At 72.1% G+C, this 25,449-nt stretch carries 26 protein-coding genes and 1 pseudogene; 19 read left to right on the top strand and 8 right to left on the bottom strand.

What is annotated here, in order from left to right:
* Positions 1–370: 370 nt before the first annotated feature.
* On the top strand, positions 371–997 hold the full coding sequence (locus tag J2S55_RS11940; RefSeq protein ID WP_306859810.1) for a ClpP family protease: 627 nt from the start codon (positions 371–373) through the stop codon (positions 995–997).
* The gene (locus tag J2S55_RS11935) at positions 994–1,584 is read left to right on the top strand and encodes a ClpP family protease (protein ID WP_306859808.1); all 591 of its coding nucleotides are present in this window, start codon (positions 994–996) and stop codon (positions 1,582–1,584) included. Before J2S55_RS11940 ends, J2S55_RS11935 begins: the two co-directional genes overlap by 4 nt.
* Positions 1,585–1,611: 27 nt before the next feature.
* On the opposite strand, the gene J2S55_RS11930 is transcribed toward J2S55_RS11935, so the two are convergent.
* Positions 1,612–1,965, bottom strand: coding sequence for a helix-turn-helix domain-containing protein (locus J2S55_RS11930; protein ID WP_306859806.1), 354 nt, complete (start codon positions 1,963–1,965; stop codon positions 1,612–1,614).
* 231 nt (positions 1,966–2,196) lie between these two features.
* On the opposite strand from J2S55_RS11930, the gene J2S55_RS11925 reads away from it, so the two are divergent.
* Positions 2,197–3,246: a M20 metallopeptidase family protein gene (locus J2S55_RS11925; RefSeq protein ID WP_306859804.1), complete on the top strand. Its 1,050-nt coding sequence runs from the start codon at positions 2,197–2,199 to the stop codon at positions 3,244–3,246.
* A 272-nt stretch (positions 3,247–3,518) separates the two neighbouring features.
* Here the strand turns inward: J2S55_RS11925 and J2S55_RS11920 are convergent, their stop codons facing one another.
* Together J2S55_RS11920 and J2S55_RS11915 are read right to left on the bottom strand one after the other, a co-directional pair.
* The gene (locus J2S55_RS11920) at positions 3,519–3,743 is read right to left on the bottom strand and encodes a hypothetical protein (protein ID WP_306859802.1); all 225 of its coding nucleotides are present in this window, start codon (positions 3,741–3,743) and stop codon (positions 3,519–3,521) included.
* 85 nt (positions 3,744–3,828) lie between these two features.
* A complete protein-coding gene (locus J2S55_RS11915; protein WP_306859800.1) occupies positions 3,829–4,587 on the bottom strand; it encodes a hypothetical protein in 759 nt (252 codons plus the stop codon).
* A 169-nt stretch (positions 4,588–4,756) separates the two neighbouring features.
* Here J2S55_RS11915 and J2S55_RS11910 point away from each other — a divergent pair, with 169 nt between their 5' ends.
* From J2S55_RS11910 to J2S55_RS11885, 6 genes and pseudogenes are all read left to right on the top strand, one after another.
* Positions 4,757–5,893, top strand: a complete 1,137-nt coding sequence (locus J2S55_RS11910; RefSeq protein WP_306859798.1) for a sensor histidine kinase — start codon at positions 4,757–4,759, stop codon at positions 5,891–5,893.
* Positions 5,894–5,928: 35 nt separating this feature from the next.
* Positions 5,929–6,663 (top strand): response regulator, encoded by a 735-nt coding sequence (locus J2S55_RS11905; protein WP_306859796.1) that lies wholly within the window; start codon positions 5,929–5,931, stop codon positions 6,661–6,663.
* A gap of 96 nt (positions 6,664–6,759) precedes the next feature.
* Positions 6,760–7,497, top strand: a complete 738-nt coding sequence (locus tag J2S55_RS11900; RefSeq protein WP_306859794.1) for a class I SAM-dependent methyltransferase — start codon at positions 6,760–6,762, stop codon at positions 7,495–7,497.
* Positions 7,498–7,721: 224 nt separating this feature from the next.
* Positions 7,722–8,954, top strand: a pseudogene (thrS, locus tag J2S55_RS11895) (threonine--tRNA ligase); the annotation flags it as partial.
* Positions 8,955–9,062: 108 nt separating this feature from the next.
* Positions 9,063–10,424 carry an acyltransferase family protein gene (locus J2S55_RS11890; RefSeq protein ID WP_306859792.1) on the top strand — a complete coding sequence of 454 codons (1,362 nt, stop codon included), beginning with the start codon at positions 9,063–9,065 and terminating at the stop codon, positions 10,422–10,424.
* A gap of 278 nt (positions 10,425–10,702) precedes the next feature.
* Positions 10,703–11,326 (top strand): flavoprotein, encoded by a 624-nt coding sequence (locus tag J2S55_RS11885; protein WP_306859790.1) that lies wholly within the window; start codon positions 10,703–10,705, stop codon positions 11,324–11,326.
* Between the two features lie 131 nt (positions 11,327–11,457).
* On the opposite strand, the gene J2S55_RS11880 is transcribed toward J2S55_RS11885, so the two are convergent.
* From J2S55_RS11880 to J2S55_RS11865, 4 genes are all read right to left on the bottom strand, one after another.
* Entirely contained in the window at positions 11,458–12,051 is a 594-nt protein-coding gene (locus J2S55_RS11880) for a DUF3995 domain-containing protein (protein ID WP_306859788.1), read from the bottom strand.
* A gap of 131 nt (positions 12,052–12,182) precedes the next feature.
* Positions 12,183–12,686, bottom strand: a complete 504-nt coding sequence (locus tag J2S55_RS11875; RefSeq protein ID WP_306859786.1) for a hypothetical protein — start codon at positions 12,684–12,686, stop codon at positions 12,183–12,185.
* A gap of 11 nt (positions 12,687–12,697) precedes the next feature.
* On the bottom strand, positions 12,698–13,195 hold the full coding sequence (locus J2S55_RS11870) for a hypothetical protein (protein WP_306859784.1): 498 nt from the start codon (positions 13,193–13,195) through the stop codon (positions 12,698–12,700).
* A gap of 132 nt (positions 13,196–13,327) precedes the next feature.
* Complete coding sequence (locus J2S55_RS11865) at positions 13,328–14,443, bottom strand: leucine-rich repeat domain-containing protein (protein WP_306859782.1); 1,116 nt, start codon at positions 14,441–14,443, stop codon at positions 13,328–13,330.
* 331 nt (positions 14,444–14,774) lie between these two features.
* Here J2S55_RS11865 and J2S55_RS11860 point away from each other — a divergent pair, with 331 nt between their 5' ends.
* The 9 genes from J2S55_RS11860 to J2S55_RS11820 all read left to right on the top strand — a co-directional run bounded on the left by J2S55_RS11860 (position 14,775) and on the right by J2S55_RS11820 (position 23,178).
* Positions 14,775–16,580, top strand: a complete 1,806-nt coding sequence (locus J2S55_RS11860; RefSeq protein WP_306859780.1) for a glycosyltransferase family 2 protein — start codon at positions 14,775–14,777, stop codon at positions 16,578–16,580.
* Between the two features lie 69 nt (positions 16,581–16,649).
* On the top strand, positions 16,650–17,681 hold the full coding sequence (locus J2S55_RS11855; RefSeq protein ID WP_306859778.1) for an energy-coupling factor ABC transporter permease: 1,032 nt from the start codon (positions 16,650–16,652) through the stop codon (positions 17,679–17,681).
* Complete coding sequence (cbiQ, locus tag J2S55_RS11850) at positions 17,681–18,445, top strand: cobalt ECF transporter T component CbiQ (protein WP_306859775.1); 765 nt, start codon at positions 17,681–17,683, stop codon at positions 18,443–18,445. Before J2S55_RS11855 ends, cbiQ begins: the two co-directional genes overlap by 1 nt.
* Positions 18,442–19,173, top strand: a complete 732-nt coding sequence (locus tag J2S55_RS11845) for an energy-coupling factor ABC transporter ATP-binding protein (RefSeq protein WP_306859773.1) — start codon at positions 18,442–18,444, stop codon at positions 19,171–19,173. Before cbiQ ends, J2S55_RS11845 begins: the two co-directional genes overlap by 4 nt.
* A gap of 149 nt (positions 19,174–19,322) precedes the next feature.
* Positions 19,323–19,661, top strand: a complete 339-nt coding sequence (locus J2S55_RS11840) for an STAS domain-containing protein (protein WP_306859771.1) — start codon at positions 19,323–19,325, stop codon at positions 19,659–19,661.
* Positions 19,662–19,708: 47 nt separating this feature from the next.
* Complete coding sequence (locus tag J2S55_RS11835; protein WP_306859770.1) at positions 19,709–20,482, top strand: SDR family oxidoreductase; 774 nt, start codon at positions 19,709–19,711, stop codon at positions 20,480–20,482.
* A gap of 9 nt (positions 20,483–20,491) precedes the next feature.
* A complete protein-coding gene (locus tag J2S55_RS11830; protein WP_306859767.1) occupies positions 20,492–21,256 on the top strand; it encodes a crotonase/enoyl-CoA hydratase family protein in 765 nt (254 codons plus the stop codon).
* Between the two features lie 407 nt (positions 21,257–21,663).
* Positions 21,664–22,308 carry a rhomboid family intramembrane serine protease gene (locus J2S55_RS11825; protein ID WP_306859765.1) on the top strand — a complete coding sequence of 215 codons (645 nt, stop codon included), beginning with the start codon at positions 21,664–21,666 and terminating at the stop codon, positions 22,306–22,308.
* Between the two features lie 84 nt (positions 22,309–22,392).
* A complete protein-coding gene (locus J2S55_RS11820) occupies positions 22,393–23,178 on the top strand; it encodes a hypothetical protein (protein ID WP_306859763.1) in 786 nt (261 codons plus the stop codon).
* A 253-nt stretch (positions 23,179–23,431) separates the two neighbouring features.
* Here the strand turns inward: J2S55_RS11820 and J2S55_RS11815 are convergent, their stop codons facing one another.
* Positions 23,432–24,232 carry a maleylpyruvate isomerase family mycothiol-dependent enzyme gene (locus J2S55_RS11815; RefSeq protein WP_306859761.1) on the bottom strand — a complete coding sequence of 267 codons (801 nt, stop codon included), beginning with the start codon at positions 24,230–24,232 and terminating at the stop codon, positions 23,432–23,434.
* Positions 24,233–24,552: 320 nt separating this feature from the next.
* Between J2S55_RS11815 and J2S55_RS11810 the strand changes: the two genes are divergently transcribed.
* Positions 24,553–25,365 carry a GntR family transcriptional regulator gene (locus tag J2S55_RS11810; protein WP_306859760.1) on the top strand — a complete coding sequence of 271 codons (813 nt, stop codon included), beginning with the start codon at positions 24,553–24,555 and terminating at the stop codon, positions 25,363–25,365.
* Positions 25,366–25,449: the final 84 nt, after the last annotated feature.

Here is a 25,449-nt window from a genome sequence, read left to right as displayed (position 1 = left end):
GATAACCCTGGCTGGAGCCGGATAACCCCGGCTGGAAAGGTGAGACATCACGGCCGCCTCGGCGGACGCGTCACCGCCGTCCCGATAGCGGCGCAGCACCCATGCGTCGTCGACCACGAACACGTCCGCGGTGCGGCCGTCCACAGGTGTGGACGGACATGAAGTTCTCCCGCTGGGCGGCCACGCGCGTCTTGGTACACGGTCGGATCCTGGGCCCCGGTGCGGGTAGCGGGAGGGCGCGCCCGCCCCGGTCGATTCCCGGCCGCAACGCTACGGACCGGGCCGGAAACCGATTTCTCGCTGCTCAGAGCAGATCTGCCCCAGGCGGATCGGGTCGACGCCGATCCGGGTCGCCTCACATGATGGACGCATGGGTGAAGAATCGAAACTTCCACTGTTCAGCGCGCAGGTAAGACGTCAGCTTTACGAGCAGCGTGTTCTCGTTCTCGACGGCCCTCTCGATGATGACAACGGGACGTTGCTCGCCACGCAATTGATAGCGCTCGCCACGCAGGACGCGGCGACCGATATCGCATTGTGGATTCACTCCCCGGGCGGATCGGTCCCATCGATGCTCGCGATCCGTGACGTCATTCGACTCGTCCCCTGTGACGTGTCGACCCTCGTGCTGGGCATCGCCTACAGCGCCGGGCAATTCTTGCTGTCATCGGGTGCCCGGGGGAAGCGCCGCGCCCTGCCGCACGCACGTGTCCTGATGCACCAAGGCTCGGCCGGGATCGGCGGCACCGCGGTCGACATCGAACTGCAGGCCGGCGACCTTCGGCATACTCGCGACACGGTGCTCGGTCTTATCGCCGAGGACACGGGCCAGTCCGTGGAGCGCATATTCGAGGATTCTCTGCACGATCGCTGGTTCACGGCGCAGGAGGCACTGGACTACGGCTTCATAGACGCAATCGTCCAGAGCTTCGACGAAATCGCGCCGCACAATCGCCCGCGGCTCGGATTCGGCGTCACCGAAGGAGTGGGCCAGTGACCACGTACACGATCCCCAACGTCATCGCCCGGAATCCTCGTGGCGAGCGGATCATGGATGTCTACTCGCACCTGCTCACCGAGCGGATCGTCTATCTGGGAACCGCGATCGATGCGGGCGTCGCGAACGCGCTCGTCGCGCAGCTTATTTTTCTGGAGTCAGACAACCCCGATGCCGAAATACAGTTCTATATCAACTGTGAAGGCGGGGACCCGAGCGCAATGCTCGCGATATACGACACCATGCGCTACATCCGCCCGCGGGTCGCGACAACCTGTGTTGGACAGGCCATCGCGGTGGGTGCCGTCCTTCTCGCCGCGGGTGCCGAAGGAAAACGCTCCGCTCTCCCGCACGCACGGGTGATCCTGCACCAACCGGCCGCTCAGGGGCGCGGGACGATCCCCGACCTCATCTTGCAGGCCGACGAGGTCGTGCGTGTCCGGGCAGACATCGAGCGCATCCTGTCAAAGCACACGGGCCAGACCATCGAGACCCTACGCGCCGACACCGATCACGATCGCGTGTTCACCGCGGCCGCGGCCTTGGAGTACGGGCTCCTCGATCAGATCATCGAGGAGCACTCATAGGCCCGTGGACGATCCCGACAGGCCGCGCTACGCGGCCAGAGCGTACGCCGAGCAGGTAGCACCTCTCGACGTGCTGCTCTGAGCGGACCGCAAGCTCTCGGCAACGGCAAGGGTCAGATCGATCAGGGTGACATCCAGCGCGCCGGCGACCGCAGCGATCATTTCGCTCGACGGCTCCTTGACGCCTCGTTCCATCTCGGAGAGATACTGCGGCGAGACGCCGGCGCGACGCGCCGTCTCGCTCAACTTCTCGCCCCGCTCGTGACGGAGACCTCTGAGACACTCACCGAGCGCGTGCCGCCACAGCGGCTCACGAGCCGGAGACGGCTTAGGGGCGGTCCGATCGATCGCCAGACGTAGCGGCGGGACAGAGGAGGCCATGCCTCACCATAGGTAGACGGCGCGTCCGAGTTCTGCCTGCTTCGCGCAGAGCGGAACCGTCCCCGCCCCCTCCGTCCCGCCCCTGTGCGACTTGGTCGTCGCGCCCGGCTCACCGCTCGTGTGACCCCCTCGCCGGAGGTGGGCTGGTGAGTGAGGGCATGTCGGAGGGGCCGGCGGATTCCCTGTGACAACATCCCGCCATGCGGCATGCCGAAGTGACAACATCCCGCCATGAGGCATGCCGAACTGATCGAATTACGGCGCGAGATCCACCGGCACCCCGAGCTGGCCGGCGCGGAGCGACGTACCGCGGCCCTGGTCGCCGACGCCCTGCGCGGAGCGGGCCTGGATGTCCGGACGGACGTGGGCGGGCACGGTGTGGTGGCGATCCTGGACGCCGGGGACGGGCCCGCGATCGGCTACCGGGCCGACCTGGACGCGGTCGCCGTGCCGGGTGGGGCGGCCCACCTGTGCGGGCACGACGTGCACACCGCGATCGGGGTGGGCGTCGCGCGGGCCCTGACGCGCGAGCAGACCTCAGGCCGGGCGGTCTTCTTCTTCCAGCCCGCCGAGGAGACCTGCGAGGGCGCCCGTGCCATGATCGGCGACGGTGCCCTGGACCCGGTCCCGCCGCGGGAGGTCTACGCGCTGCACTCCTGGCCGTTGCCCGTCGGGAAGTTCGGGGTGGCGCCCGGGTTCGGGTATCCGGGTCAGGACATCTTCCGGATCGAGGGCCTGTCGCCCGAGGAGGCGCGGCGGTTCGAGAGCCTGATCGAGGGCCTGTCGACGGTGACCCCGCCGGCCGGCCCCGACGACCTCGCCCGACTGGCGGGAGACCTGCAGACCCCCGACGGCCCGCTGGCGAGCTTCGTCCACGCCCAGGTCCACCGCGAGGAGGACGCCGTGCAGGGCTGGGTGCGGGCCTGGCCCGACAGCCGTTACGAGGAGATCCGGACGCTGCTCCGCTCGCAGGCCGGGCCACGCGTACGGTTCCTCGGACGCCACCCGACCCTGGTCAACTCACCGGAACACGCGCTGGCCGGCGCGCGCCACCTGAACGCCACTGTGTTCCACGCGTCCTATCCCTTCAGCGGGGAGGATTTCGGGCTGTTCCTGGAACGGGCGCCGGGAGCGATGTTCTTCTTCGGAGTGGGCGAGCAGGGGGTTCCGCACGCCTCCGACTTCGTGGTGGACGAGAGCGCCATCGGTCTTGGCGTCGACGCGATGACCGGATTCCTGCGCACCCGCAGCGAGCAACTCTCCTTGACCTTCAACGCGTGAACTTTGACCCTCAACGCGTGAACTCATGAGCCCGCGCCACATCCATGGCTGCAACGCGCAGGTCAGCACCGTCCCGGACGGCCGGCTGGTCTGGATCTCATCATCCCGCGCATCGCTCGTCGCGGGATCGAGTCCAGCCGACGCCTGGGCCCGAGCGCCGCGGGGATGTGGCCGGACGTCTCAGTCCGGGGCGACCCGACCGGCCGCACCGGACGCGGCCAGGGGCCCCGGAGCGTTCTCGGGCTCCGGGGCCTCCTCGTGCGCATCGGCTACTACGGGGTGTGCAGGTACCAGCGGCCGTTGCGCAGGAAGCAGTAGGCGCCGTTCTGGGCGCCGCCGTACGCTGACGCCGCCATCGAGCACTGGCGCAGGTCCCAGTAGGGACCGTAGGTGGCCGCCTGCGCCGTGGCGGGGACGGCGAGGGCGGCGGCGAGGGTGGTGAGGGTAAGGGTGACGCCCACGGCTGCGCGGCGGAGCGTGTTCATATGGAAGGTCATGGACCGAACGGTAGAAGCCGCTCCCCTGCCCGGACGTCAAAGTGGTCTTTGATTCCGGGTCATCCGCCAGGGGGACTTTTCGGCCTCAGGGCTTTCGACTCCCGGCTGACGTCGCACCCCCGTCTCGGCCGTGCTGTGACCCGCCGGTCCCGGGCGAGGGGGACGCGGGGGTCCGGCCGCGACGTGGCTCACGCGTCCCCGGGGACCACTCCGTGTCGGGCATACGGATGATCGCGACGCCGACGGCGCCGAAGGCGACCATCAGGATGACCGGGCCGCCGAGGCCCAGGACGAGGTTCCACGCGCTCGCGCCGAAGACCCAGACGACGAGGCCCACGAGCACACTCGCGGGGAACCACCATCCCGCCCGGCCGGAGCGGGCGTACGCGACCGCGATGAGGACCAGCCCCAGGAAGGAGCCGATCAGCCCGGGCATCTGCCAGGCAGCGATCATCGCGGGCTGTGCCGCGTCCTGCATGAGCTTCTCGGCCTGTGCCACCGGCAGGGCCTGGAAGAGGACGATGTCGAAGAAGTCCGAGATCATCAGGGACGAGAAGTTGATGAGGCCGATGACCGCGACCACGCCCGCGATGTTGGCCAGCACCGCGCCCTTGCCCCGTACGAGGTGAACCAGGCCGATCACACCGGGTACGAACAGCACCCAGGCGTAGTGGAGGAGCGTCGCGCTGACACCCACGGCACCCGGGTTGTGCGCGTACGCCAGGGGGTCGTCGACCCCGGGCTTGGAAGGGTCGGTAATCATACCGAGGAGCAGGCAGAGCGGGGCGAGGATGAGGCTCGTGCCCGCGGCGACGCGGCGGAAGGAGCCGGCATTGGAAAGCATGTGGTGGACCGTATGGACCGGTCCTCCGTTCCGTCGTCAAAGCGGTCTTTGATGTGTCGTCCCCCTGCGGACTGATTCCGCCCGCGCTGTCGTAACCGGATGCCGGGGGACGCGTTCAGGAGAGGGACGGCGGAATGGCGCACGTCATGGCCACGGTTACCCTCGGAGGGTGCGCTACCGTCGTCCCCCCACGCCCGTCGACTGGCTCGTCGCGGCGGTCGTGGCCCTGTTCGCGGTCGCGGAGGAGGCCAGCGGACGCCCGATGACCCCCTCCAGGGAGCACTTCTCCCTGTGGATCGCCGCCGGGGGCGTCGCCGCCGTCGGGGTGCTGTTCCAGCGCCGCGCCCCCTTCACGATCCTGGCCGTCTATTCGGCCGCCAACGTGGCGATGCTCGCCCTGTCGTGGGAGAACGGCGCGGCCTGGCAGTTCTACACCCAGCTCGTGCTGCTGTTCACGCTCCTGTCGGAGGTCGGTCCGCGCAGCGCGAAGGCTGCCGCCGGACTGGCCGCGACCGGGGTGTACGTGACCTTCATGATCCTCACCGCGTCGCCTCCGGCCGGATGGGGTGGCGTCGCCGTGGCCCTGGCGATGTGCGCGATCGCGGCGGGGGCGGGCCTGGCCGTACGCCGTCACCGGGTGCTCGCCGTGCAGGCGGCCGAACGGGGGGAACTGCTGGCCCGCGAGGCCGTGTCGCATGAGCGTGCCCGCATCGCCCGCGAACTGCACGACATCGTCGCCCACAGCGTCAGCGTGATGACCCTGCAGACCGCAGGCGTACGGCTGACGCTGCCCGAGGACCGGGAGCGGGACAGGCGGATACTCGCCACGGTGGAGGAGACCGGCCGGGGGGCTCTGGAGGAACTGCATCGCATGCTCGGCCTGCTCCGCGGGCCGCAGGCCGACGAGCCGCCGCGGCAGGTCGGTCTCCACCGGCTGGACGAGCTGTTGGAGCAGGTGCGGTCGGCGGGGCTCGACGTGACGCTCGACACGCAGGGCGATCCGGTGCCGCTGCCCGCCGGGCTTGACCTGTCGGCGTACCGGATCGTCCAGGAGGCGCTGACCAACACGCTCAAGCACGCCGGCCCCACACAGGTGACGGTGAGCGTCGCCTATGACCCGGGGCAGCTCCGGCTGGAGATTCTCGACCGGGGGCCCCGGGAGACGCGTGCGCAGGCGGGGACGTCCGGGAACGGCGGGCACGGCCTGATCGGCATGCGGGAGCGGGTCGCGCTGTTCCAGGGCACGTTCACCGCCGCCCCGCTCCCCTCCGGGGGCTTCGGCGTGCGGGCGGTGCTCCCCCTGTGAACGCCGTGGACGCCGCAGGCGGCCCGGAGCGCTCCGTGTCCCCTTCTCACCCGCCGGCTCCGGCGGACTCCGGGACCTTCGGTGCCGGGGCCGCCGGGGCGGGCGGGATCGGCATCCTGATCGCCGACGACCAGGCGATGATCAGAGCCGGGCTGAGGCTGGTGATCGACTCCCAGCCGGACCTGTCCGTGCTAGGCGAGGCGTCCGACGGGGAACACGCGGTGGAGCGTGTCCGGAGCCTGCGTCCCGACGTCGTGCTGCTCGACATCGAGATGCCCCGGATGAACGGGCTGGAGGCGGCCCGCCGGATCCTCGCCATGCCGCACCCACCGCGGGTGATCATGCTGACGACGTACGACACCGACGAGAACCTCGACAGCTCCCTGCACGCCGGGGTCAGCGGGTTCCTGCTCAAGGCGTCCCCGCCCGAACACCTGTTCGCGGCGGTCCGCAGCGCCGCGCGGGGGGACGTCCTGCTCGACCCCGCCGTGACCGGGCGGGTCGTCGACGCCTACCGCCGTACGGCGCCGCCGGCGCCGCGGGCCACCGGGCTCACCGCCCGGGAGGAGCAGGTGCTGCGTCTGGTGGCGCAAGGACTGTCCAACGCTGAGATCGCCGGCACGCTGTTCATCACCGAGGCGACCGTGAGCACCCACATCAACCGCCTGCTGGCCAAACTCGCCCTGCGCGACCGTGCTCAGGCCGTCCGGTACGCGTACGAGTCGGGCATCGTCCGCCCCGGGGGGCCACTGGACGGCCGGAGCGGCTGAGGCGATCAGGGAACGGACACGGGCGACGTGGAGCGCTCCGTTCGGTAAATCGGTTGGGCGGTAAATCGGTTGGGCCGGACAGGGGCCGCCTGAATAATGCTGCGGGTGTTTACCGATGCCGATGTCGCGGCGCTTTATGACGTGCTCAATCCGTGGAACGCCGAACGGCCGGACTCCGCCTTCTTCGACGACCTGGTGATGTCCGCGCAGGCCGTACTGGATGTGGGATGCGGCACGGGGAGCATGCTGCACCAGGCCCGGGAGATGGGTCACGCCGGGCGGCTGGTGGGACTGGACCCGGACCGGGCGGCGCTGGAGCGGGCCCGGCGGCGGGCCGACGTCGAATGGGTCGAAGGGGTCGCGGCGGACGCGGCCTGGGACCGGGAGTTCGAGCTGGCGACCATGGCCAGCAACGCCTTCCAGTGCTTCGTGACCGATGAGGAGATGCGCTCGTCCCTGGTCGCGATCCGGGCGGCCTTGCGGGAGGGCGGGCGGTTCGTGTTCGAGACGCGCCATCCGCAGGCGAGGGCCTGGGAGGGGTGGAACCCCGGCAACGCCACCGAGGTGGTGGACGGGTCGGGGCGCAGGCTCCGGGTGTCGCACACCGTCGAGTCGGTGGCCGGGGGCGTCGTGTCCCTGACCGAGACGACCAGCGAGGCGGACGGCGAGGTGCTCTGGGTCGATCGGGCAAACCTGCGCTTCCTGGACGTGCCCGAACTGCGCGGGTTCCTGGACGAGGCCGGGTTCGTGGTCGAGGAGCAGTTCGGGGACTGGACGCGCGGGCCGGTCACGGACAGCAGCCGGGTGATCATCATGATCGCCCGGCGGGCCTGAGGACGCACCCGCCGCCGGATCGCGCGGCCGCGGCGTTCCCCGCCGGGAACGGCCCTGTGGAGATCGCCGGGCTTCTGTTACCGTTACCCGCATGAAGCGCGCTGCCATGACGACGACGCCGGAGAGTGTCCCGGCGCGCTGACAGCTGACTTAGTCCGAAGCCCCGGGGCGAGTGCCCCGGGGCTTCGTCTTGCGGTCACTCGCCCGATGTCCGCGAGGAGACCGCGATGCACGACCACCGCAAGCTCGGCCGTGAGCTGGGCCTGTTCGACACCGACCCGCTGATCGGCGCGGGGCTGCCGTACTGGCTGCCCGACGGCGCGGCCGTACGGCACACCCTGGAGGAGTACATCCGCACCGCGGAGCGGCGGGCGGGCTACCGGCACGTGTACTCGCCGGTGCTCGGCAAGCGGGAACTGTACGAGATCTCGGGACACTGGTCGCATTACAGCGACGACATGTTCCCCCCGATGGACCTCGGCGGTGAGCAGGTCGTCCTGCGGCCGAGCCTGTGCCCTCACCACGCGGTGATCTACCGCTCCCGCTCCCACAGCTACCGCGAGCTGCCCCTGCGCATGGCCGAGCTGGGCGGCATGTACCGCTCCGAACTCTCGGGCGTGCTCGGCGGGCTGACCCGCGTCCGGGCCATCCAGCTCAACGACGCGCACATCTTCTGCACCCTGGACCAGGTCGCCGAGGAGGCGCGGGCCGCACTGGAGATGATCCGCCGGGCGTACGAGGCGCTCGGCATCAGCCCGGCCCGCTACCGGCTCTCCCTCCCGGGCCCCGGCGGGAAGTACGTCGCCGCTCCCGAGATGTGGCAGCGGTCCACCGCCCTGCTGACCGAGGTCCTCGACCGCTCCGGCCTGCCCTACGAGGCAGCCGAGGGAGAGGCCGCGTTCTACGGCCCCAAGATCGACGTCCAGGTCGCCGACGGCGCCGGCCGGGAGTCCACCCTGTCCACCGTCCAGGTCGACTTCCACCAGCCCGAGCGGTTCGACCTGCACTACATCGGCGCGGACGGCGCGAAGCACCGGCCGGTCATGGTCCACCGCAGCATCATCGGCAGCGTGGAGCGGGCCGTGGCCCACCTCATCGAACAGCACGGCGGCGCCTTCCCCGCCTGGCTCGCCCCCACCCAACTGGTGATCCTCCCGGTCTCCGAGGCCGAGCTGCCGGACGCCGCGGCGCTCGCCCGGCGATGCGCCGAGCTCGGGCTGCGGGCCGAGCTCGCCGGGCCGGAACGCGGCAGCCTGGGCGCCCGCGTCCGGGAGGCCCGCCTTGTGCCCTACCAAGCCGTCATCGGCGCCAGGGAGGCCGCCGACGGCCACGTCGCCCTGCGCCTGCGTGACGGACGCCGCCTCGACCCGCGGCCCGCCGCTGACGCCCTCACCCGCATCGGCGCCCTCGTCGAGGCGCACAGCGCCGACCTGTGGGACGGCGCCGCCCGCGCATAACGGGCGGCACGGCGGGTGACCAGCCGACATGACGTGGATGATGGCCGGGCAGGCCGCTTGACATGACGTGGATGGAGGAATGCTCTCATCATGTCAAGCGTCGGTGGCATGGCAGCGCAGCCTGTCCGGGCCGTTCAGCGGATGACGCGGCGGGTGCGGCGGCTGGCCGAGCGGACGCCGCCGCAGCGGGAGCGCCATGTCGACCTGCTGCGCGCCGTCGCGATCACGGCGGTCGTCGTCGGGCACTGGCTGGTGATCTACGTGGCCCGCGACGGCACGGGCTTCCAGGGCGGGAACATCCTTGAGGTCGCCCCGTGGACCCGTCCGCTGACCTGGCTGTTCCAGGTGATGCCCCTGTTCTTCCTGGTCGGCGGCTTCGCGAACGCCGCGTCCTTCGTCTCCCACCTCGGGCGGGGCGGCAACGCCACGGGCTGGGTGCTGGGCCGGACCGCCCGGCTGCTGCGCCCGACGACGATTTTCCTGGGTGGGCTGACGGTGGCGGCCGTGACGGCCGGGCTCCTGGGGGCCGCGCCCGCCCTGATCGGCGCGGCGGTCTGGCTGGCCGGGATCCCGCTGTGGTTCCTGGTCGCCTACCTCGCCGTGATGGTCCTCACCCCGCCGATGTACGCCCTGCACCGGCGGGCGGGTCTGGCCGTACCGATCGTCCTGGCGGTCCTGGTCGGCGTGGGCGACCTGGCCCGTCTGGTGCTGAAGGTCCCCTATGTGGGTCAGGCGAACTACCTGCTCGGCTGGCTGGCCGTGCACCAGCTCGGCTTCGCCTGGCAGGACGGGCGCCTGCCGTCCCGGCGGAGCGTGGCTCTGCCGATGGCGGCGGCCGGGGCCGTCATCCTCGTGCTCCTCACGGTGGTCGGCCCCTATCCGGTCAGCATGGTGGGGTTCGGGGAGAAGATAGAGAACACCTCTCCGCCCACGCTGGCCCTCCTTGCCCTGGCCGTCACCCAGACGGGAATCGCCCTGTGGACGCGGGACCCGGGGAACCGGTGGCTGCGGCGGCCGGGCCCGTGGACCGTCGTGGTGGCGGTCAACATGGTGATCATGACGCTTTTCCTCTGGCACATGACCGCCGTGGTGATCGGCGTCCTGGTGCTCCACGCGACGGCGGTGATGCCCGAGGCCACGCCCGGGTCGGCGTTCTGGCTGCTGCTGCGCGTCCCCTGGCTTACCTGCCTGGCGCTGATCCTCGCCCTTCTCGTCGCGGTGTTCGGGCGGTTCGAGCGGCGTACGGGGCCCCGGGCCGATCCCGTGGGCGCGGTGAGGGGCGTGTGGCCCGCCGCGCTGACGATCGCCGGGGTCGGCGCCGTGCTCGCCGGGCTGCTGTCCCTGGCCCTCGCCGGCCTGGACTACCACGGGGTGACGGGCCTGCCCGTGCGGGTGCTGGCCGCCTACTTCGGCGGTGTCGCCGTCCTGAGGGCCGTCCGCCGGCGGTACGCGCGTCCGGCGCGGGAGTGACCGGGGCGGGCCGGCAGGGCCTCGGTGCTGTCGACCAGTTCGCAGCCGGCCGGGGGAGTCTCCGCACAGGGACTGTCCGCGGCGCTCCCCGGATCGCCGGGAAACACCGGATTCTCGCCCTCGGACCCGTGGGTGGCGATCGGACGGGTGTCGCATACGCTCGCCAGATGGACACCGACCGCTCCGGCGCCCTCCGGACCGTCCGTGACCTCCCGCCCGAACCCCCGGCCGGCGTCCGCCGCCGAGCCCGCCGGCCCGCCGAGACGTCTGGAGCGCGCGTGAGCCCTACCGGCAAGGTCCTCTACGTAATCGTGTGCGCCGCGGGCCCCGCCGCCGGGGTCGGCCGTCTCGTCACGATGGCCCAGGAGGAAGGCTGGGCCGTCCAGATCGTCGCCACCCCGCAGGCACTGGACTTCGTCGACGCCGGCGCGCTGGAGGCGCAGACCGGCCGCCCCGTACGGAGCAGATACCGCAAGCCGGGCGAACCCAAGCCGCCGCGGCCCGACGCCGTCATCGTCGCCCCCGCGACCTACAACACCATCAACAAGAGCGCCCAGGGCATCGCCGACACCTACGCCCTCGGCCTCCTCTCCGAGGCCACGGGGCTGGGCATCCCCGTCGTGGTGCTGCCGTGCCTCAACAGCGCGCTCGCCGCCCGCCTCCCGTTCCGGCACAGCGTCGAGAGGCTGCGGGCCGAGGGCGTGCGGGTGCTTCTGGGCCCTGGGGAGTTCGAGCCGCACGGCCCCGACTCGGGGGACGATCGCACCGACACCTATCCGTGGGGGCTCGCCCTCGCCGAGCTGAACCGGCTCGCCCGTCCCTCCGGCCGGGGAGCGCCGTCGCCGGAGCCGGAGAGCGCGTCCGCGGGCCAGGGAGCTGTCCGCGGGTCAGGGAGGTCGTAGGGGGATCCATCCGTGGATCAGGGAGCTCGGAGGGGGACCCGTCCGTGGGTCAGGGAGCTCGGAGGAGGACTCGTCCGTAGATAGGCCCGTAGGGACACGTCCGCGGGCGGCTCTCCGCCGGGTGGGGCCGGTCATCCGATGCCCATGACCGTCAGCGCCACCGACAGGCCCAGCGCGCCGACCCCGCCGGCCGCGCCGGCGACCGCCGTGCCGCGCCGGTCGGCCAGACCGCGCCGCTGAACGCGGGCGGCCAGGACGAACAGGAGGCCGCCGGCCATGAACCACGGCCCCCACAGGTAGGTGTACCAGCGGATCACCGGCAGGAGCTCCGGCGCGATCCCGGTGCCGTCGAGCTGCAGGAGCAGCCCCTGCACGACGAACAGCCCGCCGTGCCACAGCAGCAGCACCCCGGCGCCCCAGGCGGCGAACTGCAGGAGCCGGCTCATGCCCGTGCCCCAGCGGCGCACCAGGGCGAGCCCCAGCACCCCGCCGACGACCTTGAGCGCGCCGGTGACCCACAGGACCACGATGAACCAGGTGACCCCGTCCTGCACCAGTCTGACCAGCGAGGGGGAGATCGTCGTGGTGGCGCCGGCGGTGCCCCCCAGCGCCCAGTAGAAGCTGGGCAGGGCGAACAGGAACCCCCACGCCGCCGCGCCGTACCCCGCCCATGCCGCGCGGCGCGACCGCGCCGCCGTCGTCCCGTCGACCTGTGAAGCCGTCATACCCCCGATGGTCACGTCAGGTCCCGTCCGGGACCTCCCGCCGTGGGGTGATCTCCCTCCCCCGCCGGAGGGAGGGAGATCACCGGCTCAGGCGCGGTCCCGGACCGCCGCGGCGGTCCGGGACGCCGGCGTCAGGCGGGCTCCAGGCGGGCCACCAGCCGGTAGGAGAACCCCTTGCCGGCCGGGGAGGAGGCGTCGATGTACTGGGTCCCCTCCGTCGGGGTCACCGGGATGCGCAGCAGCAGGTCGTCACCGATGTGGTCGTCCTCCCACACCTCGATCGTGAACGACGCGCCGGGGTAGACCGTCAGGTGGGTGTACGGCCCGGCCGAGCGCGAGGAGGAGCCGGGTGAGCACGCCGAGGCTTCGCTCGTCCACACCCAGCAGGTCCCGACCTTGGTATCGGCCTCGTCGCCGTTGGTGGGCCAGATGTAGTAGTGGTCGCCGTTCGGCTCCTTGACCTCGACGCGGATCTCGTCCTCGCCGCTCTCCTCCAGGTCGATGGCCTGCAGCGAGCCGAACACGAGTTTCAGGGGCGTCGCGGCGGCCGCTACGGCCTGGGCGGGCGGCGCGAGGGCCGCGGCCAGGGTCAGCGCGGCGGCGGTGGTGACGATCCTGGACAGGATGGTACGCACGTGATTCTCCGTCAGTAGGCGGGCTCTAGGCGGAAATTGAACGCGTAGTGATAGCCGTTGATGTCGGCGTCCTCGCGGAAGTACTGGTTCTCGCTGATCGGCTGGGGCCAGATCGGCACGTTGACCAGCGGGTCGTCCCCTGAGATGTCGTCGTCGTAGAGGGTCACCATCAGCAGCTTGCCGTCGGCCGTGTAGCTGGGCTTGTTGGCGTTGTAGTAGCCCCGGTAGTTGGTCCCCGGAGGACAGCCGTCGCCGCTGATGTAGACGCAGTCGTTGACGGCGACCGACAGGGCGCCGGTGTTGGTCGGGAAGAGCTGGCGGGTCTTCCCGTCGCGCTGGGTCTGCACGTAGATCTCGTCGTGTCCGCTCTCCTCGAGGTTGTAGGCGATGAAGCTCTCCAGGACGACCCTGACCATCGGCGCCGGCTCCGCGTGCGCGGTCCCCCCTGCCAGCAGCGATCCCGCGATGACCGCGACGCTCAGCGAGGCCCGGGCGAATAGGCGATGCATGCTCTCCCCTGTCAACGGCGATGAGGTTCGCCGGACAGCTTGGTCAAGGCGCCTTGTCGATCTCTTGGAAGCCAGTGGTATCGGCCCCGCCCCGCGGGCCCGGCGTCCCGGTGGCCGGCCGGGCCCTCGACGTCAGCGGAGTACGGCGCAGCCGCGCCCGCTCAGGCGGTGCAGGACCTCCGGGTCGCCGTCGAGCTTGTTCCAGCGGAGGTCGAGCTTCTCCAGCGCGGGCAGGTCGGCGAGGCCGTCGGGGAGCTCGCGGAGCCGGTTGTTGCGCAGGTCCAGGTGGGTGAGGCTGCGCAGCCCGGCGAGGGAGCCGGGCAGGGAGGTGATCGCGTTGTTCCTGAGGTCGAGCTGCCTGAGCCGCGACAGGTCGCCGATCGAGGCGGGCAGGCCGGTGAGGGCGTTGTTCATCAGGTGGAGCTCGCGCAGCTCGCGGAGGCGGCCGATGGTCTCGGGGAGCTCGCGCAGCCGGTTGCCGTAGAGCCGCAGCTCCCGCAGGGCGGTGAGGCCGCCGAGGGCGGCGGGCAGGACGGTGAGGCGGTTGTCGGTCAGGTTCAGGTAGGTCAGCCGGGTGAGCCTGCCCAGGGACGCCGGGACCGTGGTGAAGCGGTTGTCGCTCAGGTAGAGATAGTCGGTGAGGCCGTGGAGGTCGCCGATCGCCTCCGGGACCCGGGTCAGCGCGTTGTGCCCCAGGTCCAGCATGCGCAGCTCGGTCAGCCCGCCGATCGCCTCCGGCACCTCGGTGATGGAGTTCTCCGCGAGGTTCAGGGAGCGCAGGCCGGTCAGCCGCCACAGGGCGGCGGGCACGGAGGTCAGGCCGTTGCCGCCGACGGCCAGGTGCCGCAGGTTCCGGAGCCGGCCGATGGCCTCGGGCAGCTCGCCGATCGCGTTGCCGTACAGGAAGAGCGTCCGCAGCCCGGTCAGTTCGGGGACGCTCTCCGGGAGGCGGGTCAGCGCGTTGCCGTCGAGGTGGAGGTCGCGCAGGGCGGTGAGGCCGCGGAGGTCGGGGAGGTCGCGCAGCCGGTTGCCGTCCAACTGGAGGTGCTCCAGCCGGGGCAGTCGCCCGACCCACGGGGGCAGTTCGGTCAGCTCGTTCCAGGCCAGGTCGACACGGCGCAGCGAGGCCGGGTCGCCGGCGGGCGCCGGGAGCGCGGTGAGCCCGGCGCCCGGGGCGTTCAGCTCGGTCGGCTCGGTCAGCTCGGTCAGCTCGTTCGGCTCGGTCGGCCCGCTCGGCTCGTTCAGCACGGTTCTCCTCCAGGATGCGGGCGTACCTTACCGAAGACGTCCGGACGCGGCGCGTCCGTGACCGTGGCGCGGGGCAAGCCGTACGAACCGGCCGCTTTCCACCGGGTGCGGCGATCCCGGCGTGGAGGTGGGGTGACCAAGACGCTGGATCCGCCGCGCACGGAGGGCTCTTGGTCACATACTGAATCGGCATGCAAGCCGATAGTGACCGACGAGGGGCGCGGCGGTGACGGGGATGATCCTTCAGCGAGTCCGCACGGAGGAAGGCGCGGGCCGGTCCGGGACATCCGAGCCACCCGAGATATCCGAGCCGTCCGAGATAGACGTCAGTGTGATCGTTCCGGTCCACAACTGCCGTCCCTATCTCGACAGGTGCCTGACCTCCCTGCTGATCCAGCGGGTCAGCAGGGAGATCGTCGTGGTGGACGACGGCTCCACCGACGGCAGCTCCGAGCTGCTCGACCTCTACGCCGCCCACCACCGCAACGTCATCCGGATCGTCCGGCAGCGCCACTCCGGCGGCGCCGGCCGTCCGCGCAACGTCGGGATCGCGCACGCGCGCGGCAGATACGTGTTCTTCTGCGACGCCGACGACTACCTCGGCCCCGAGGCGCTGGAGCGGATGCTCGCGATGGCCGACCGCAACGGCTCGGACATGGTCCTCGGGAAGATCGTCGGGCATGACCGCAGGGCGCCGGTCTCGATGTTCCGCGAGAGCGCCGACCGGGTGCCGCTCGGGGAGAGCTCGGTCTACAACAGCCTGAGCTGCTTCAAGCTGTTCCGCCGGGAGATGCTGGAGCGCCACGCCATCCGCTTCGACGAGACGTTGCTGGTGGGGGAGGACGTGGTCTTCACCGCCCACGCCTACTGCCACGCGAGGGTGATCTCGGTGGTCGCCGACTACGACTGCTACCACCTGGTCGCCCGGCCCGACGGCAGCAGCATCATGCAGCGGCCCGGCAGTCGCGACCCGGTCTCCTGGCTGCGGATGATCAGGCGGCCGATCGAGCTGGTCGTCGCCCACGTGCGCCCCGGCGCCCTCCGCGACCACCTGCTCCGCCGCCACTTCCGGCTGGACGCCTTCGGCAGCCTCGGCAGGCCCTTCCTGGAGGCGGGGGAGGTCCAGCGCAAGGAGATCGTCGCCGAGGTGGCCGACATGTGCGACCGGTGGCTGACCGACGGCGTCCGCGACCGGCTCCCGCCCATCGACCGCAGCCGCATCGCCGCCCTCCAGGACATCGACCGCCTGGTACGGCTGGCGCACATCGAGTCGGCCGCGGTCCGCCGGGAGCTCACCGAGCTGCGCTGGGACGGGCGGGGCCGGCTGGCGATCTCCGGCCGGGTCGGGCTGAGCGCGCTGGGGCAGGGCGACCGCCCGGAGCTCGTCGTCGGCGGCCTGGCCCTGGTGCTGCGGATGCGGCGCGACGGCGCCGAGCCGGCCGCCGACCTGGTGGTCCCGGTCAGCGGCGGCTGCGACGGGTTCACCGGTCTCGTCGACGTCGGGGAGCTGCCCCCGGGTGTCTGGGACGTCCACGTGACCGTCGAGTGCGAGGGGATCACCCGGCTCGCGCGGCTCGGCGCCGGCCGGGACGGGCGGATCGCCCAGCCGGTGCCCCGCCTGGTCGGCGGCGTCATCGCCCTGCCCTACTTCACCCGGCCGCACGGCAACCTCAGCCTCGACGTCGGAGGGCACGTGATGAGCGTGCCGGCCAGCGTGCGGCTGACCCGGACCCGCTGGTCGCTCGGCCACCGGCTGATGCTCGACGGGGAGGTCACCGTCGGCACGGGCACGCCGGGGGCGCACGCCGTACGCCGCCTGGTGTGGCGGGAGCGGTGGTCGGGGCGGGAGCGGCACGAGCGGGTCGCGGCCGGGGCGGGGGGCGTGTTCGCCGCCCGGCAGGCGGCGGGCCGGCTGGGGCCGGGCACCTGGGACGCCTACCTGGAGCTGGACCTGGGAGGCCCACCCGCCCGGTTCCGGATCGAGGCGGAGGCGGAGGCGATCGTGCCGCCGCGCACGTGGTGGCGGGGGTTGGTGCGGCGGAGCGTGCGGCCGTACGCCACGGCGGGCAAGGGGCGGCTCAGCGCGGTGGTCCGCACGTCCACGCCCCGCACGTTCATGGAGCGGATGGTGCGTTAATGCCATCTTCTTGCAACTACAAGCCCATGGCCTAAAGTAAGGGGCGATTCCGCACTTCGGAGGCTTGTCGTGCACGTACCCGATGGCTTTTTCAACGTAGCCGTGTCGCTCTCAGCCGGGGCCGTCGCGGCCGCCGGCGTCGCGGTCTGCCTGCGCGGCGCCCGCCGGGAGCTCGATGACCGGACCGCCCCCATGGCGGGCCTGGTCGCCGCCTTCATCTTCGCCGTGCAGATGCTCAACTTCCCGGTGGCCGCCGGCACCAGCGGCCACCTCCTCGGCGGCGCGCTCGCCGCGATCCTCGTCGGGCCCTACACGGCCGTCTTGTGCGTGGCCGTGGTCCTGCTCGTGCAGGGCTTCTTCTTCGCCGACGGCGGCCTGACCGCGCTGGGCGTCAACATCACCCTCATGGGCATCGTCGCCGTCCTGGCCGGCTGGGCGGTCTTCCGTCTGGTCACCCGGAGCGCGCGGAGCAGGCCCGCCGTCGTCGCCGCCTCCTTCGCCGCCGCGCTGGTCTCGGTGCCCGCCTCCGCGCTGGCCTTCACCCTGCTGTTCTGGATCGGGGGCACCGCGCCCATCGAGGTCGGCACGGTGGCCGCCGCCATGGGCGGTGTGCACACGCTCATCGGCATCGGCGAGGGCCTGATCACGGCGGTCACCGTCAGCACCGTGCTGGCGATCCGGCCCGACCTGGTCTACGGCGCGCGGGGGCTGGCCGCCCCGCTGGTCCTGCGCGGCGCCGACGGCGACGCCGTGGTCTCCCAGGGCGCCCCGGCCCCGGCCGCCGCCCGGCGTCCGGGCTGGTTCCTGCCCGCCGGCGTCGTGGTCGCGGCGCTGCTGGCCGGGATCGTCAGCTTCTACGCCTCCTCCTCACCCGACGGCCTGGAGCGGGTCGCCGAGGACAAGGGCTTCAGCAGCCAGGCCACCGACCACGCCCTCGGCGAGCAGCCCCTCGCCGACTACGGCGACGTGGGCGGCATCCCGGTCGGCGTGGCCGGCCTGATCGGCGTCGGGGCGACCCTCGCGGTCGGGGGCGGGCTGTTCTTCGCGGTGCGCCGCCGTACCAAGGGCGACAGCGACAGGCGCGAGGAGGTCTCGGCCTAGTGGGCGCCGGTCACCATCACCAGCTCCACCTGCCGGGAGACACGGCCGTCCACCGGCTGCCGCCGCAGTGCAAGCTGGCGGCGGTGGCCTGCTTCGCCCTGGTGGTGGTGGCCACTCCACGCGAGTGGCTGTGGGCCTTCGGGCTCTACGCCCTGCTGCTGGCCGCGGTGGCGCTGACGGCGCGGATCCCGCCGCCCTTCCTGCTGCGGCGGATGGCGGTCGAGATCCCGTTCGTGCTGTTCGCGGTGGCGCTGCCGGTCATCGGGATCGGCGAGCGGGTGTCCTTCCTGGGGCTGTCGTTCAGCGTCGCGGGACTGTGGGCCGCCTGGAACATCCTGGCCAAGGCCACCCTGGGGGTGGTCGCGAGCGTCCTGCTGGCGGCCACCACCGAGCCCAGGCTGATGCTGCTGGGCGCGCAGCGGCTCAGGCTGCCGCCGCTGCTGGTGCAGATCGCCATGTTCATGCTCCGCTACATGGACGTGATCATCGACGAGATGCGCCGGATGCGGGTGGCCAGGGAGTCGCGGGGGTTCGCGGCCCGAGACGTCCGGCACATCCCGGTCATCGCCAGGTCGGCGGGCGCGCTGTTCATCCGGTCCTACGAGCGGGGCGAGCGGGTGCACCTGGCGATGCTCAGCCGCGGCTACAGTGGCTCGATGCCGGTCATCCAGGACATGTCCGCCTCGTCGCGTCAGTGGCTCGCCGCCGGTATGTTGCCGGGCGCGGCGCTGGTGGTGCTGCTGGGAAGCTGGGGACTGGCATGACGCCCTCTCTTGAGGTGAGCCGCCTGGCTTACGCCTATCCGGACGGCACGCAGGCGCTGTTCGGCGTCGACTTCACGATCGGCCGCGGGGAGCGGGTCGCGCTGCTCGGGCCGAACGGCGCGGGCAAGACGACGCTGGTGATGCACCTCAACGGCATCCTGACCGCCGGGCACGGCACGGTGGCGGTGGCCGGGCTGCCGGTGGAGAAGCGCTCGCTCAAGGAGATCCGCAGGCGGGTCGGGCTGGTCTTCCAGGACCCCGACGACCAGCTCTTCATGCCGACCGTCCGGGAGGACGTGGCCTTCGGCCCGGCCAACCTCGGGATCGGCGGTGAGGAGCTGCAGCGCCGGGTCAAGGACGCCCTGGACCGCGTGGGCATGCTGGAGGCGATCGACCGGCCGCCGCACCACCTGTCCTTCGGCCAGCGCCGGCGGGTGGCGGTGGCGACCGTGCTGGCCATGGAGCCGGAGATCCTGGTGCTGGACGAGCCGTCGTCGAACCTGGACCCGGCCTCCCGCCGCGAGCTCGCCGAGATCCTGCGGGGCCTGGACGTGACGGTGCTGATGGTCACCCACGACCTGCCCTACGCGCTGGAGCTGTGCGAGCGTTCGCTCATCCTCTCCGGAGGCGTGATCGCCGCCGACGGGCCGACCCGGGAGATCCTCGCCGACGCCGAGCTGCTCGCCGCCCACCGGCTTGAGCTGCCGTACGGCTTCGCGCCGCCCTGACCGGCTCCGCCGGGCCGTGGCGCGGGGCCGCGGCGCGCGACGGCCGTCCCCCGGCACGCCGATCCGGGTCAATGATCGTGGGTCGCATGACTTCGCGTACGGTGATGGCGAAGTAAAGTGGGTCTGCCTCATGGGCGCGAGGAGGACTGATGAAGCTACGGCTGGCTCGCCGCGCCGTTGGTGACGCCGTGGTGGTGGCAGTCGAGGGGGAGCTCGATCTGTTCACCGCCCCGTTCCTGCGAGACGAGGTCCGTGACGCCATCAAGCTCGACAGCCCGAGGCTGGTCCTCGACCTGGCCGCGCTGTCGTTCATGGACTCCAGCGGACTGTCGGTGCTGATCGAGGCATGGCGGCTGGCCACCGGGGAGGGCGGCGGGGTCTGCCTGGCCGCGCCGCAGGGTCCGGTGGCGCGGATCCTGCGCACGACGGGGCTCGACCGCCGGATAAAGGTCTACCCCGACGTCGGCAGCGCTGTGGGAGAGATTTAGCCCACCCCGCGTAGAACTTCATTCGGTATCCGCGTTAAAGTCCGCTCATGGACCTGAACGGAGCAGCAGCAATCATCTCGGGCGGTGCCAGCGGCCTCGGCGAGGCCACGGCCCGCGACCTCGCGGCGCACGGCGTCACCGTGGTCATCGCCGACCTCAACGAGGAGCGCGGCAAGTCCCTCGCCGACGAGCTCGGCGGGGTCTTCGTCAAGACCGACGTCTCCGACGAGGAACAGGTGCAGGCGGCCGTGGACGCGGCCGTGGCGACCGGCAAGCCGCTGCGCATCGTGGTGAACAGCGCGGGCATCGGCTGGGCCACCCGGACGGTGAACCGCGACGGATCGCCGCACGACCTGGCGTCCTACCGCAAGGTCATCGAGGTCAACCTGATCGGCACCTTCAACCTCATGCGCATCGGCGCCGCTGCCGTAGCCAGGACCGAGCCGGTCGACGCGGACGGCCAGCGCGGCGTGGTCGTCAACACCGCCTCCGTGGCCGCGCTGGAGGGCCAGACCGGACAGGTCGCGTACTCGGCGTCCAAGGGCGGCATCGTCGGCATGACCGTCCCGGCCGCCCGCGACCTGGCCGCCGTCGGCATCCGCGTCAACACGATCTGTCCGGGCATCATCGACACCCCCATCTACGGCTTCTCGCCCAACGCCGAGGAGTTCAAGGCCAAGCTCGTGGCGCCGGTGGTCTTCCCCAAGCGCATGGGCCAGCCGTCGGAGTTCGCCCACCTGGTCCGCTCGCTGATCGAGAACGACTACATGAACGCCGAGACCATCCGCTTCGACGGCGGCATCCGCTTCCAGCCCAAGTAGGAGTCACCGGTGTCTGACGAGGTTCTGGTCGATGTCGACGGCGGCGTCGCCGTCATCACGATCAACCGTCCCCAGGCCAGGAACGCCGTCAACGGCGCGGTCGCCCGGGGCATCGCCGCGGCGCTGGACGAGCTGGAGGAGCGCAAGGACGTCTCCGCCTACGTCCTGACCGGGGCCGGCGGCACCTTCTGCGCCGGCATGGACCTGAAGGGCTTCCTCACCGGCGACTTCCCGGTCGTCGAGGGCCGGGGCTTCGGCGGCATCGTCGAGGCGCCGCCGAAGAAGCCGATCATCGCCGCGATCGAGGGCTACGCCCTGGCCGGAGGCTGCGAGCTGGCGCTGGCCTGCGACATCATCGTGGCCTCCGAGGAGGCCAAGTTCGGCCTGCCCGAGCCCAAGCGGGGCCTGGTCGCGGGGGCGGGCGGCATCATGAGGCTGCCGCGGCGCATCCCGTACCACATCGCGATGGAGATCGCCCTGACCGGTGACCACTTCCCGGCCTCCCGGCTGTACGAGGTGGGCCTGGTCAACCACGTCACGCCCGCGGGCGAGGCGCTGGCCAGGGCGCTCGAACTGGCGAAGAAGATCGCGGCGAACGCCCCGCTCGCGCTCGCCGCGACCAAGCGCGTGATCGTCGAGTCCGCCGACTGGAGCGGGGAGGAGATGTTCCGGAAGCAGGGCGAGATCATCAACCCGGTGTTCGGCTCCAAGGACGCGATGGAGGGCGCGGCGGCCTTCGCCGAGAAGCGCGCTCCGGAGTGGAAGGGCGAGTAGCCCTCCGGCGGCCGATGGTCGCCGGCCGGTGATCGGTGATCGGCGACTGTCGGCCACCGGCTGGCGACCGGTGGTCGGTGGTCGATTCACCGGCTGGTGACTGGTGATCGGTAGTCGGTGATCGGCGGCTGCTGGCTACCGGCCGATGATCGGTGGTCGGCGGTCACCGGCTGGTGATCGGTGATCGGTGATCTGTGGCCGGTGGTCGGTGGCCGCCGGCCACCGGGTGGCGCCGGCCACCGGGCAGCGGGCGGTCCGACGGCCGGAGGTCACAGGTCCGCGGCCGGGTGTGATCGGGATGGTCACGCCCGGCCCATTCATGGCCGGGAGTGCGTACGGTAAAGGTGTGGACAGGTGCGGCGGGGGCACTTGCCGTCCACGCGACCGCTCCGAGGCCAGGAGAGTGCATGAACGATCACGCGACCCGGATCACCCCGACCACCCCGTCCACGGGTGAGCGCCTCAAGCGCAAGGCCGGCAGCCTGGCAGCCGGCGCGGCCGGTGCCGCGATGCTCGTCATCGTCCTCGTCGCGGGCATGTGGGCGATCGAGGTGGCCGACTACGTGCTGCCCGTCGACTTCGACGCCTACGGCATCCGGTCCTGGGACCTCGAAGGTCTGAGCGGCGTCGTCGTCGCGCCCTTCCTGCACGCGGGCTTCGGCCACCTGATGGCCAACTCGCTGCCGCTGCTGATCCTCGGCTTCCTCGCCGCGCTGCGCGGGATCGGCCGCTTCCTGGCCGCCAGCCTGATCATCATCGTCGTCAGCGGGCTGGGCGTCTGGTTCACCAGCTCGCCGACCACCGTCACGGTCGGCGCGAGCGGGCTGGTGTTCGGCTACTTCGGCTTTGTCGTCGCCCGAGGCCTGTTCGACCGTCGCGCCCTCGACATCGTGATCGGCATCGGCGTCGCCGTGGCCTACTACTCGATCATCTGGGGCGTGCTCCCGGGCGAGGCCGGCATCTCCTGGCAGGGACACCTGTTCGGGCTGGTCGGTGGGGTCGTGGCCGCCTGGGTCCTGCGCCGCAGGCGCCAGGCCGTCGCCGCCTACTGAGCCACCGGGGTAGTGCCAGGTCTACTCCGGATCCTCGCTCCAGCGCCAATGTGACGGCCGGGCCGCGCCGGTTGGATCGAAGGCATGACGACGACTGACACGGCGACGGCCCGCACCACGACCGGCACGGCGATGACCGGCACGGCGAACGGGAGCGCGTCCTCCGCCTTCAGGTTCCCCGGCCGCTGGCTGGAGGGGGCCGGGCTGGTCCTGGGGCCGGTCCTGATCCTGGTGGGCGTGCTGCTGAAGACGGGGCCCGGCGACTTCTTCCCCGATCAGCTCGCGGCCTTCGCCCGGGACCCGGCGCTGATGACCGCCTCCTACAGCGCGTTCGTCGCCGGGGTCGTGCTGCTCTGCCCCGCGGTCCTGGCCGTGACGAGGCGGATCGGGGCCTCGCACCCCCGCTGGGCGCTGTGGGGCGGGGCGCTGGCCGTGGCCGGGCTGTTCGCCCGGGTCTTCCACGCCGGGGTCAGCCACCTGGCAGCCCAACTGGTGGAGGTGCAGGGGCTGGAGGCCGCGCGGCAGGCCGTGAGCGCCCAGTACACGTCCTTCCACGTCTTCCAGACGCTCAACGTCGCCGTCCTCGCCGGATGGATCGTGCTGGCCGTCGGTGCCTGGCGGGCCGGGGCGTTCGGCGCCGGCGTGCCGGGGATCGCGCGGTCCGTCGCGCTCGGGCTCATGTCGGCCATGCCGCTCGGCGTCCTCAAGGGCACGGGCCCGATGTCGGTCCTCGCCGCGGCCGGCCTGTGCGTCGCGCTGGTGCCGTACGGCGTCAAGGTGCTGAAGGACGGCCCGGCGCCCAAGTGGTGGGCCTACCCGCTGGTGGTGGCCGCAGGAGCGGCGGCCGTGCTCCTCGGGACGGCGGGGTAGGGACGTCCGGGATCGCGGCCCCGCCGCGTGCGGCGGTCCCGCGGCGGCGGTCGCGGGTCTTGCCGTCCCGGCCCGGTGGTCGGGGTCCGGCGGTCTCAGTCTCGCCGTCTCGGGTCGGCGGTCCCGGGTCTCGCCGTCCCGGCCCGGTGCTCCAGGGTCCGGCGGTCCCGGGCCCGGCAGTCCCCGGCCCGGCAGTCCCGGGCGTGGCGGTCCCGCGCCCGGCCGGTCCGGGCAGGTACGGCGGGCGCGGGCGTCACATCCCCGGGAACACCCGGCGCAGGTCGTCAAGGGTGACGCCGGTGACGGTCACGGAGGCGGGGGTGTGCTCGGCGGCCAGCCGCCCGCTGAGCAGGCGCAGCCACGCCTCGGCGGGGGCGGACAGGACGATGTCCGCCGGCTCGGCCACCTGGCTGAAGCCGACGGTCTCCCCGAGGGTGAGGCCGAGGACGCGCTCGGGCTCGCTCGTCTCGACGCGGAGGGTGGCCTGCCGGGGGTCGAGGGCGTCGGGTTTGCCGACGAAGCCGACTATGAAGCCGAGCGGCCCGGCGTGCAGGTCGGTCAGCGCCTCGACGGCGTCCGGCGCGACGGTGGCCCGGGGGTCGAAGGCGACCTTGACGTCCCAGGCGTGCAGGGCGGCCTCGTTCAACCGCATCCCGGCGGCGAGCGTGACGTCGGCGGGCGACGGCAGGAAGCCCAGCCGGATCTCCAGCCGCTCGCGGGTGCCGGCGTCGAGGCCCTCGTAGGCGGCGACGAGCTCCGCGTTGGCCGCCAGGAAGTCCGCGGCCTGCTCCTGGGGGGCCTTGGCGTTCCAGCGGCTCCACACCGACTCGTTGAAGTCCTGGCCGGGCGCGTCGTGGCCGGCCAGCGCGGCCCGCAGGACCGCCAGGCTGATCTCCGCACCGCTGCCGAGGTGGCTGAGCACCTGCGCGACGGTCCACTCCGACGCGCCCGAGGGCCGGGCGAGGCCGGCGGGGTCCAGGCCGCGCACGAGCGCGGCCAGGTCGTCATTGTTGGTACGCAGGGCCGCGATGGTCCTGTCGGCAAGCGTGGTCATGGCTCTCCCAGCGCGAAGGGATCTCGTCATGTCGCGGCCGGACGGCCGTCCGCTCCGGCGCTCCTGCGTGTCTCGACGCGGCCGGGCGGGCACCCGCCCGGGGCTCTCGACGCGTCCGGCCGGACGTCCGGCCGTTTCCACCATGCGGCCGGGCGGCCGTCCGCCCGGGCGTCTCCTCTCGGAAATACCCGCGGTCCTGTGGCGTATCACTATCGTCCTGTGCCGCGGCGCCCGCAACGGAGTGGCCCCCACCAGGCAGCCCACGATTTTAGGGGGGCTAAAGTTGGCGGGTCGGCCGGCTGCCCGGGAGGAGATCACCTGTGGACGACACGACCCTCGAAGACATCACCGCGATCGCCGATCCGGTCGAACGGGCCCACGCGGCCGGTCTGGCCATGGCCGCCCAGCAGGACCTGGTCGCCGGGCTGGCCCGGCTCCGCCGCGAGGCCGTCGCCGAGGCGCGGGCCTCGGGGGTCCGCCAGGAGGCGATAGCGCGGCGGCTCGGGGTCACCCCCGGCCGGGTGTCACAGATGAGGCCGGCGGGCGCCAGAGAGGCCGTGGACGGCCCCGCAGGGCCGCCCCGGGGGCCGAGGGTGGTGGTCCGGCGTGCGCTCCCCACAGAGCCCGCGGTGCGCGGCTCCGCGTCGCTCTTCATGACGGAGGCGGACAGGCAGGGCATCAGGGCCGGCCGCCGCATGCTCTACGTCGGCCCCGAGCCGGCCTCCGGCCACGTCGCCGCCGCCCTGCGCGTCGAGCCCGGCACCGAGGTCCTGGCCCGCCGCAAGCTGCTGCTCGCCGACGACGTGCCCGTGCGGATCGCCACCAGCTTCTTCCGCCTGGACCTCTTCGGCGGCACCCCGATCGCCGCCCCTGACTTCGTACGGCCGAGCCTGCAGGCCGGGATCGAGGCCCTCGGCCACCGTTTCGGCCACGCGGAGGAGCACCTCGTCGCCCGCCCGCCGGCTGGGGCCGAGGCCGGCACCCTCCAGCTCGACCCGGGCGAGTGGGTGGTGCAGGTCCTGCGGGCCGGATACGGCGACGACGGCACCCCGGTCCACACGCTGGAGACGATCTGTGCCGCCTCCCGGCACGTCTTCCCCATCGCCCAGGTGACCGGGGCCGACGAGTTCTGACCGCCGGGCGACGGGTCCTGACCGCCGGGCGGGGGTCCGGGCCGGCGGCACGGGGCCCGGCGGCGGGCCGGGCCGGCGTGGCGG

It is taken from the genome of Streptosporangium brasiliense (assembly GCF_030811595.1).
GTDB lineage: Bacteria > Actinomycetota > Actinomycetes > Streptosporangiales > Streptosporangiaceae > Streptosporangium > Streptosporangium brasiliense.
The sequence above is the reverse complement of the archived record's forward strand: the minus strand, read 5'-3'. Positions and strand labels throughout refer to the sequence as shown.

Excerpts from the sequence above, each read along its gene's own strand:
- J2S55_RS11840 (WP_306859771.1), top strand. The coding sequence starts at position 19,323 with ATGAAGCTACGGCTGGCTCGCCGCGCCGTTGGTGACGCCGTGGTGGTG.
- J2S55_RS11930 (WP_306859806.1), bottom strand. The coding sequence starts at position 1,965 with ATGGCCTCCTCTGTCCCGCCGCTACGTCTGGCGATCGATCGGACCGCC.
- J2S55_RS11925 (WP_306859804.1), top strand. The coding sequence starts at position 2,197 with ATGAGGCATGCCGAACTGATCGAATTACGGCGCGAGATCCACCGGCAC.
- J2S55_RS11940 (WP_306859810.1), top strand. The coding sequence starts at position 371 with ATGGGTGAAGAATCGAAACTTCCACTGTTCAGCGCGCAGGTAAGACGT.
- J2S55_RS11870 (WP_306859784.1), bottom strand. The coding sequence starts at position 13,195 with ATGCATCGCCTATTCGCCCGGGCCTCGCTGAGCGTCGCGGTCATCGCG.
- J2S55_RS11880 (WP_306859788.1), bottom strand. The coding sequence starts at position 12,051 with ATGACGGCTTCACAGGTCGACGGGACGACGGCGGCGCGGTCGCGCCGC.
- J2S55_RS11815 (WP_306859761.1), bottom strand. The coding sequence starts at position 24,232 with ATGACCACGCTTGCCGACAGGACCATCGCGGCCCTGCGTACCAACAAT.
- J2S55_RS11915 (WP_306859800.1), bottom strand. The coding sequence starts at position 4,587 with ATGCTTTCCAATGCCGGCTCCTTCCGCCGCGTCGCCGCGGGCACGAGC.
- J2S55_RS11835 (WP_306859770.1), top strand. The coding sequence starts at position 19,709 with ATGGACCTGAACGGAGCAGCAGCAATCATCTCGGGCGGTGCCAGCGGC.
- J2S55_RS11920 (WP_306859802.1), bottom strand. The coding sequence starts at position 3,743 with ATGACCTTCCATATGAACACGCTCCGCCGCGCAGCCGTGGGCGTCACC.
- J2S55_RS11820 (WP_306859763.1), top strand. The coding sequence starts at position 22,393 with ATGACGACGACTGACACGGCGACGGCCCGCACCACGACCGGCACGGCG.
- J2S55_RS11890 (WP_306859792.1), top strand. The coding sequence starts at position 9,063 with ATGGCAGCGCAGCCTGTCCGGGCCGTTCAGCGGATGACGCGGCGGGTG.
- J2S55_RS11900 (WP_306859794.1), top strand. The coding sequence starts at position 6,760 with ATGCTGCGGGTGTTTACCGATGCCGATGTCGCGGCGCTTTATGACGTG.
- J2S55_RS11825 (WP_306859765.1), top strand. The coding sequence starts at position 21,664 with ATGAACGATCACGCGACCCGGATCACCCCGACCACCCCGTCCACGGGT.
- J2S55_RS11845 (WP_306859773.1), top strand. The coding sequence starts at position 18,442 with ATGACGCCCTCTCTTGAGGTGAGCCGCCTGGCTTACGCCTATCCGGAC.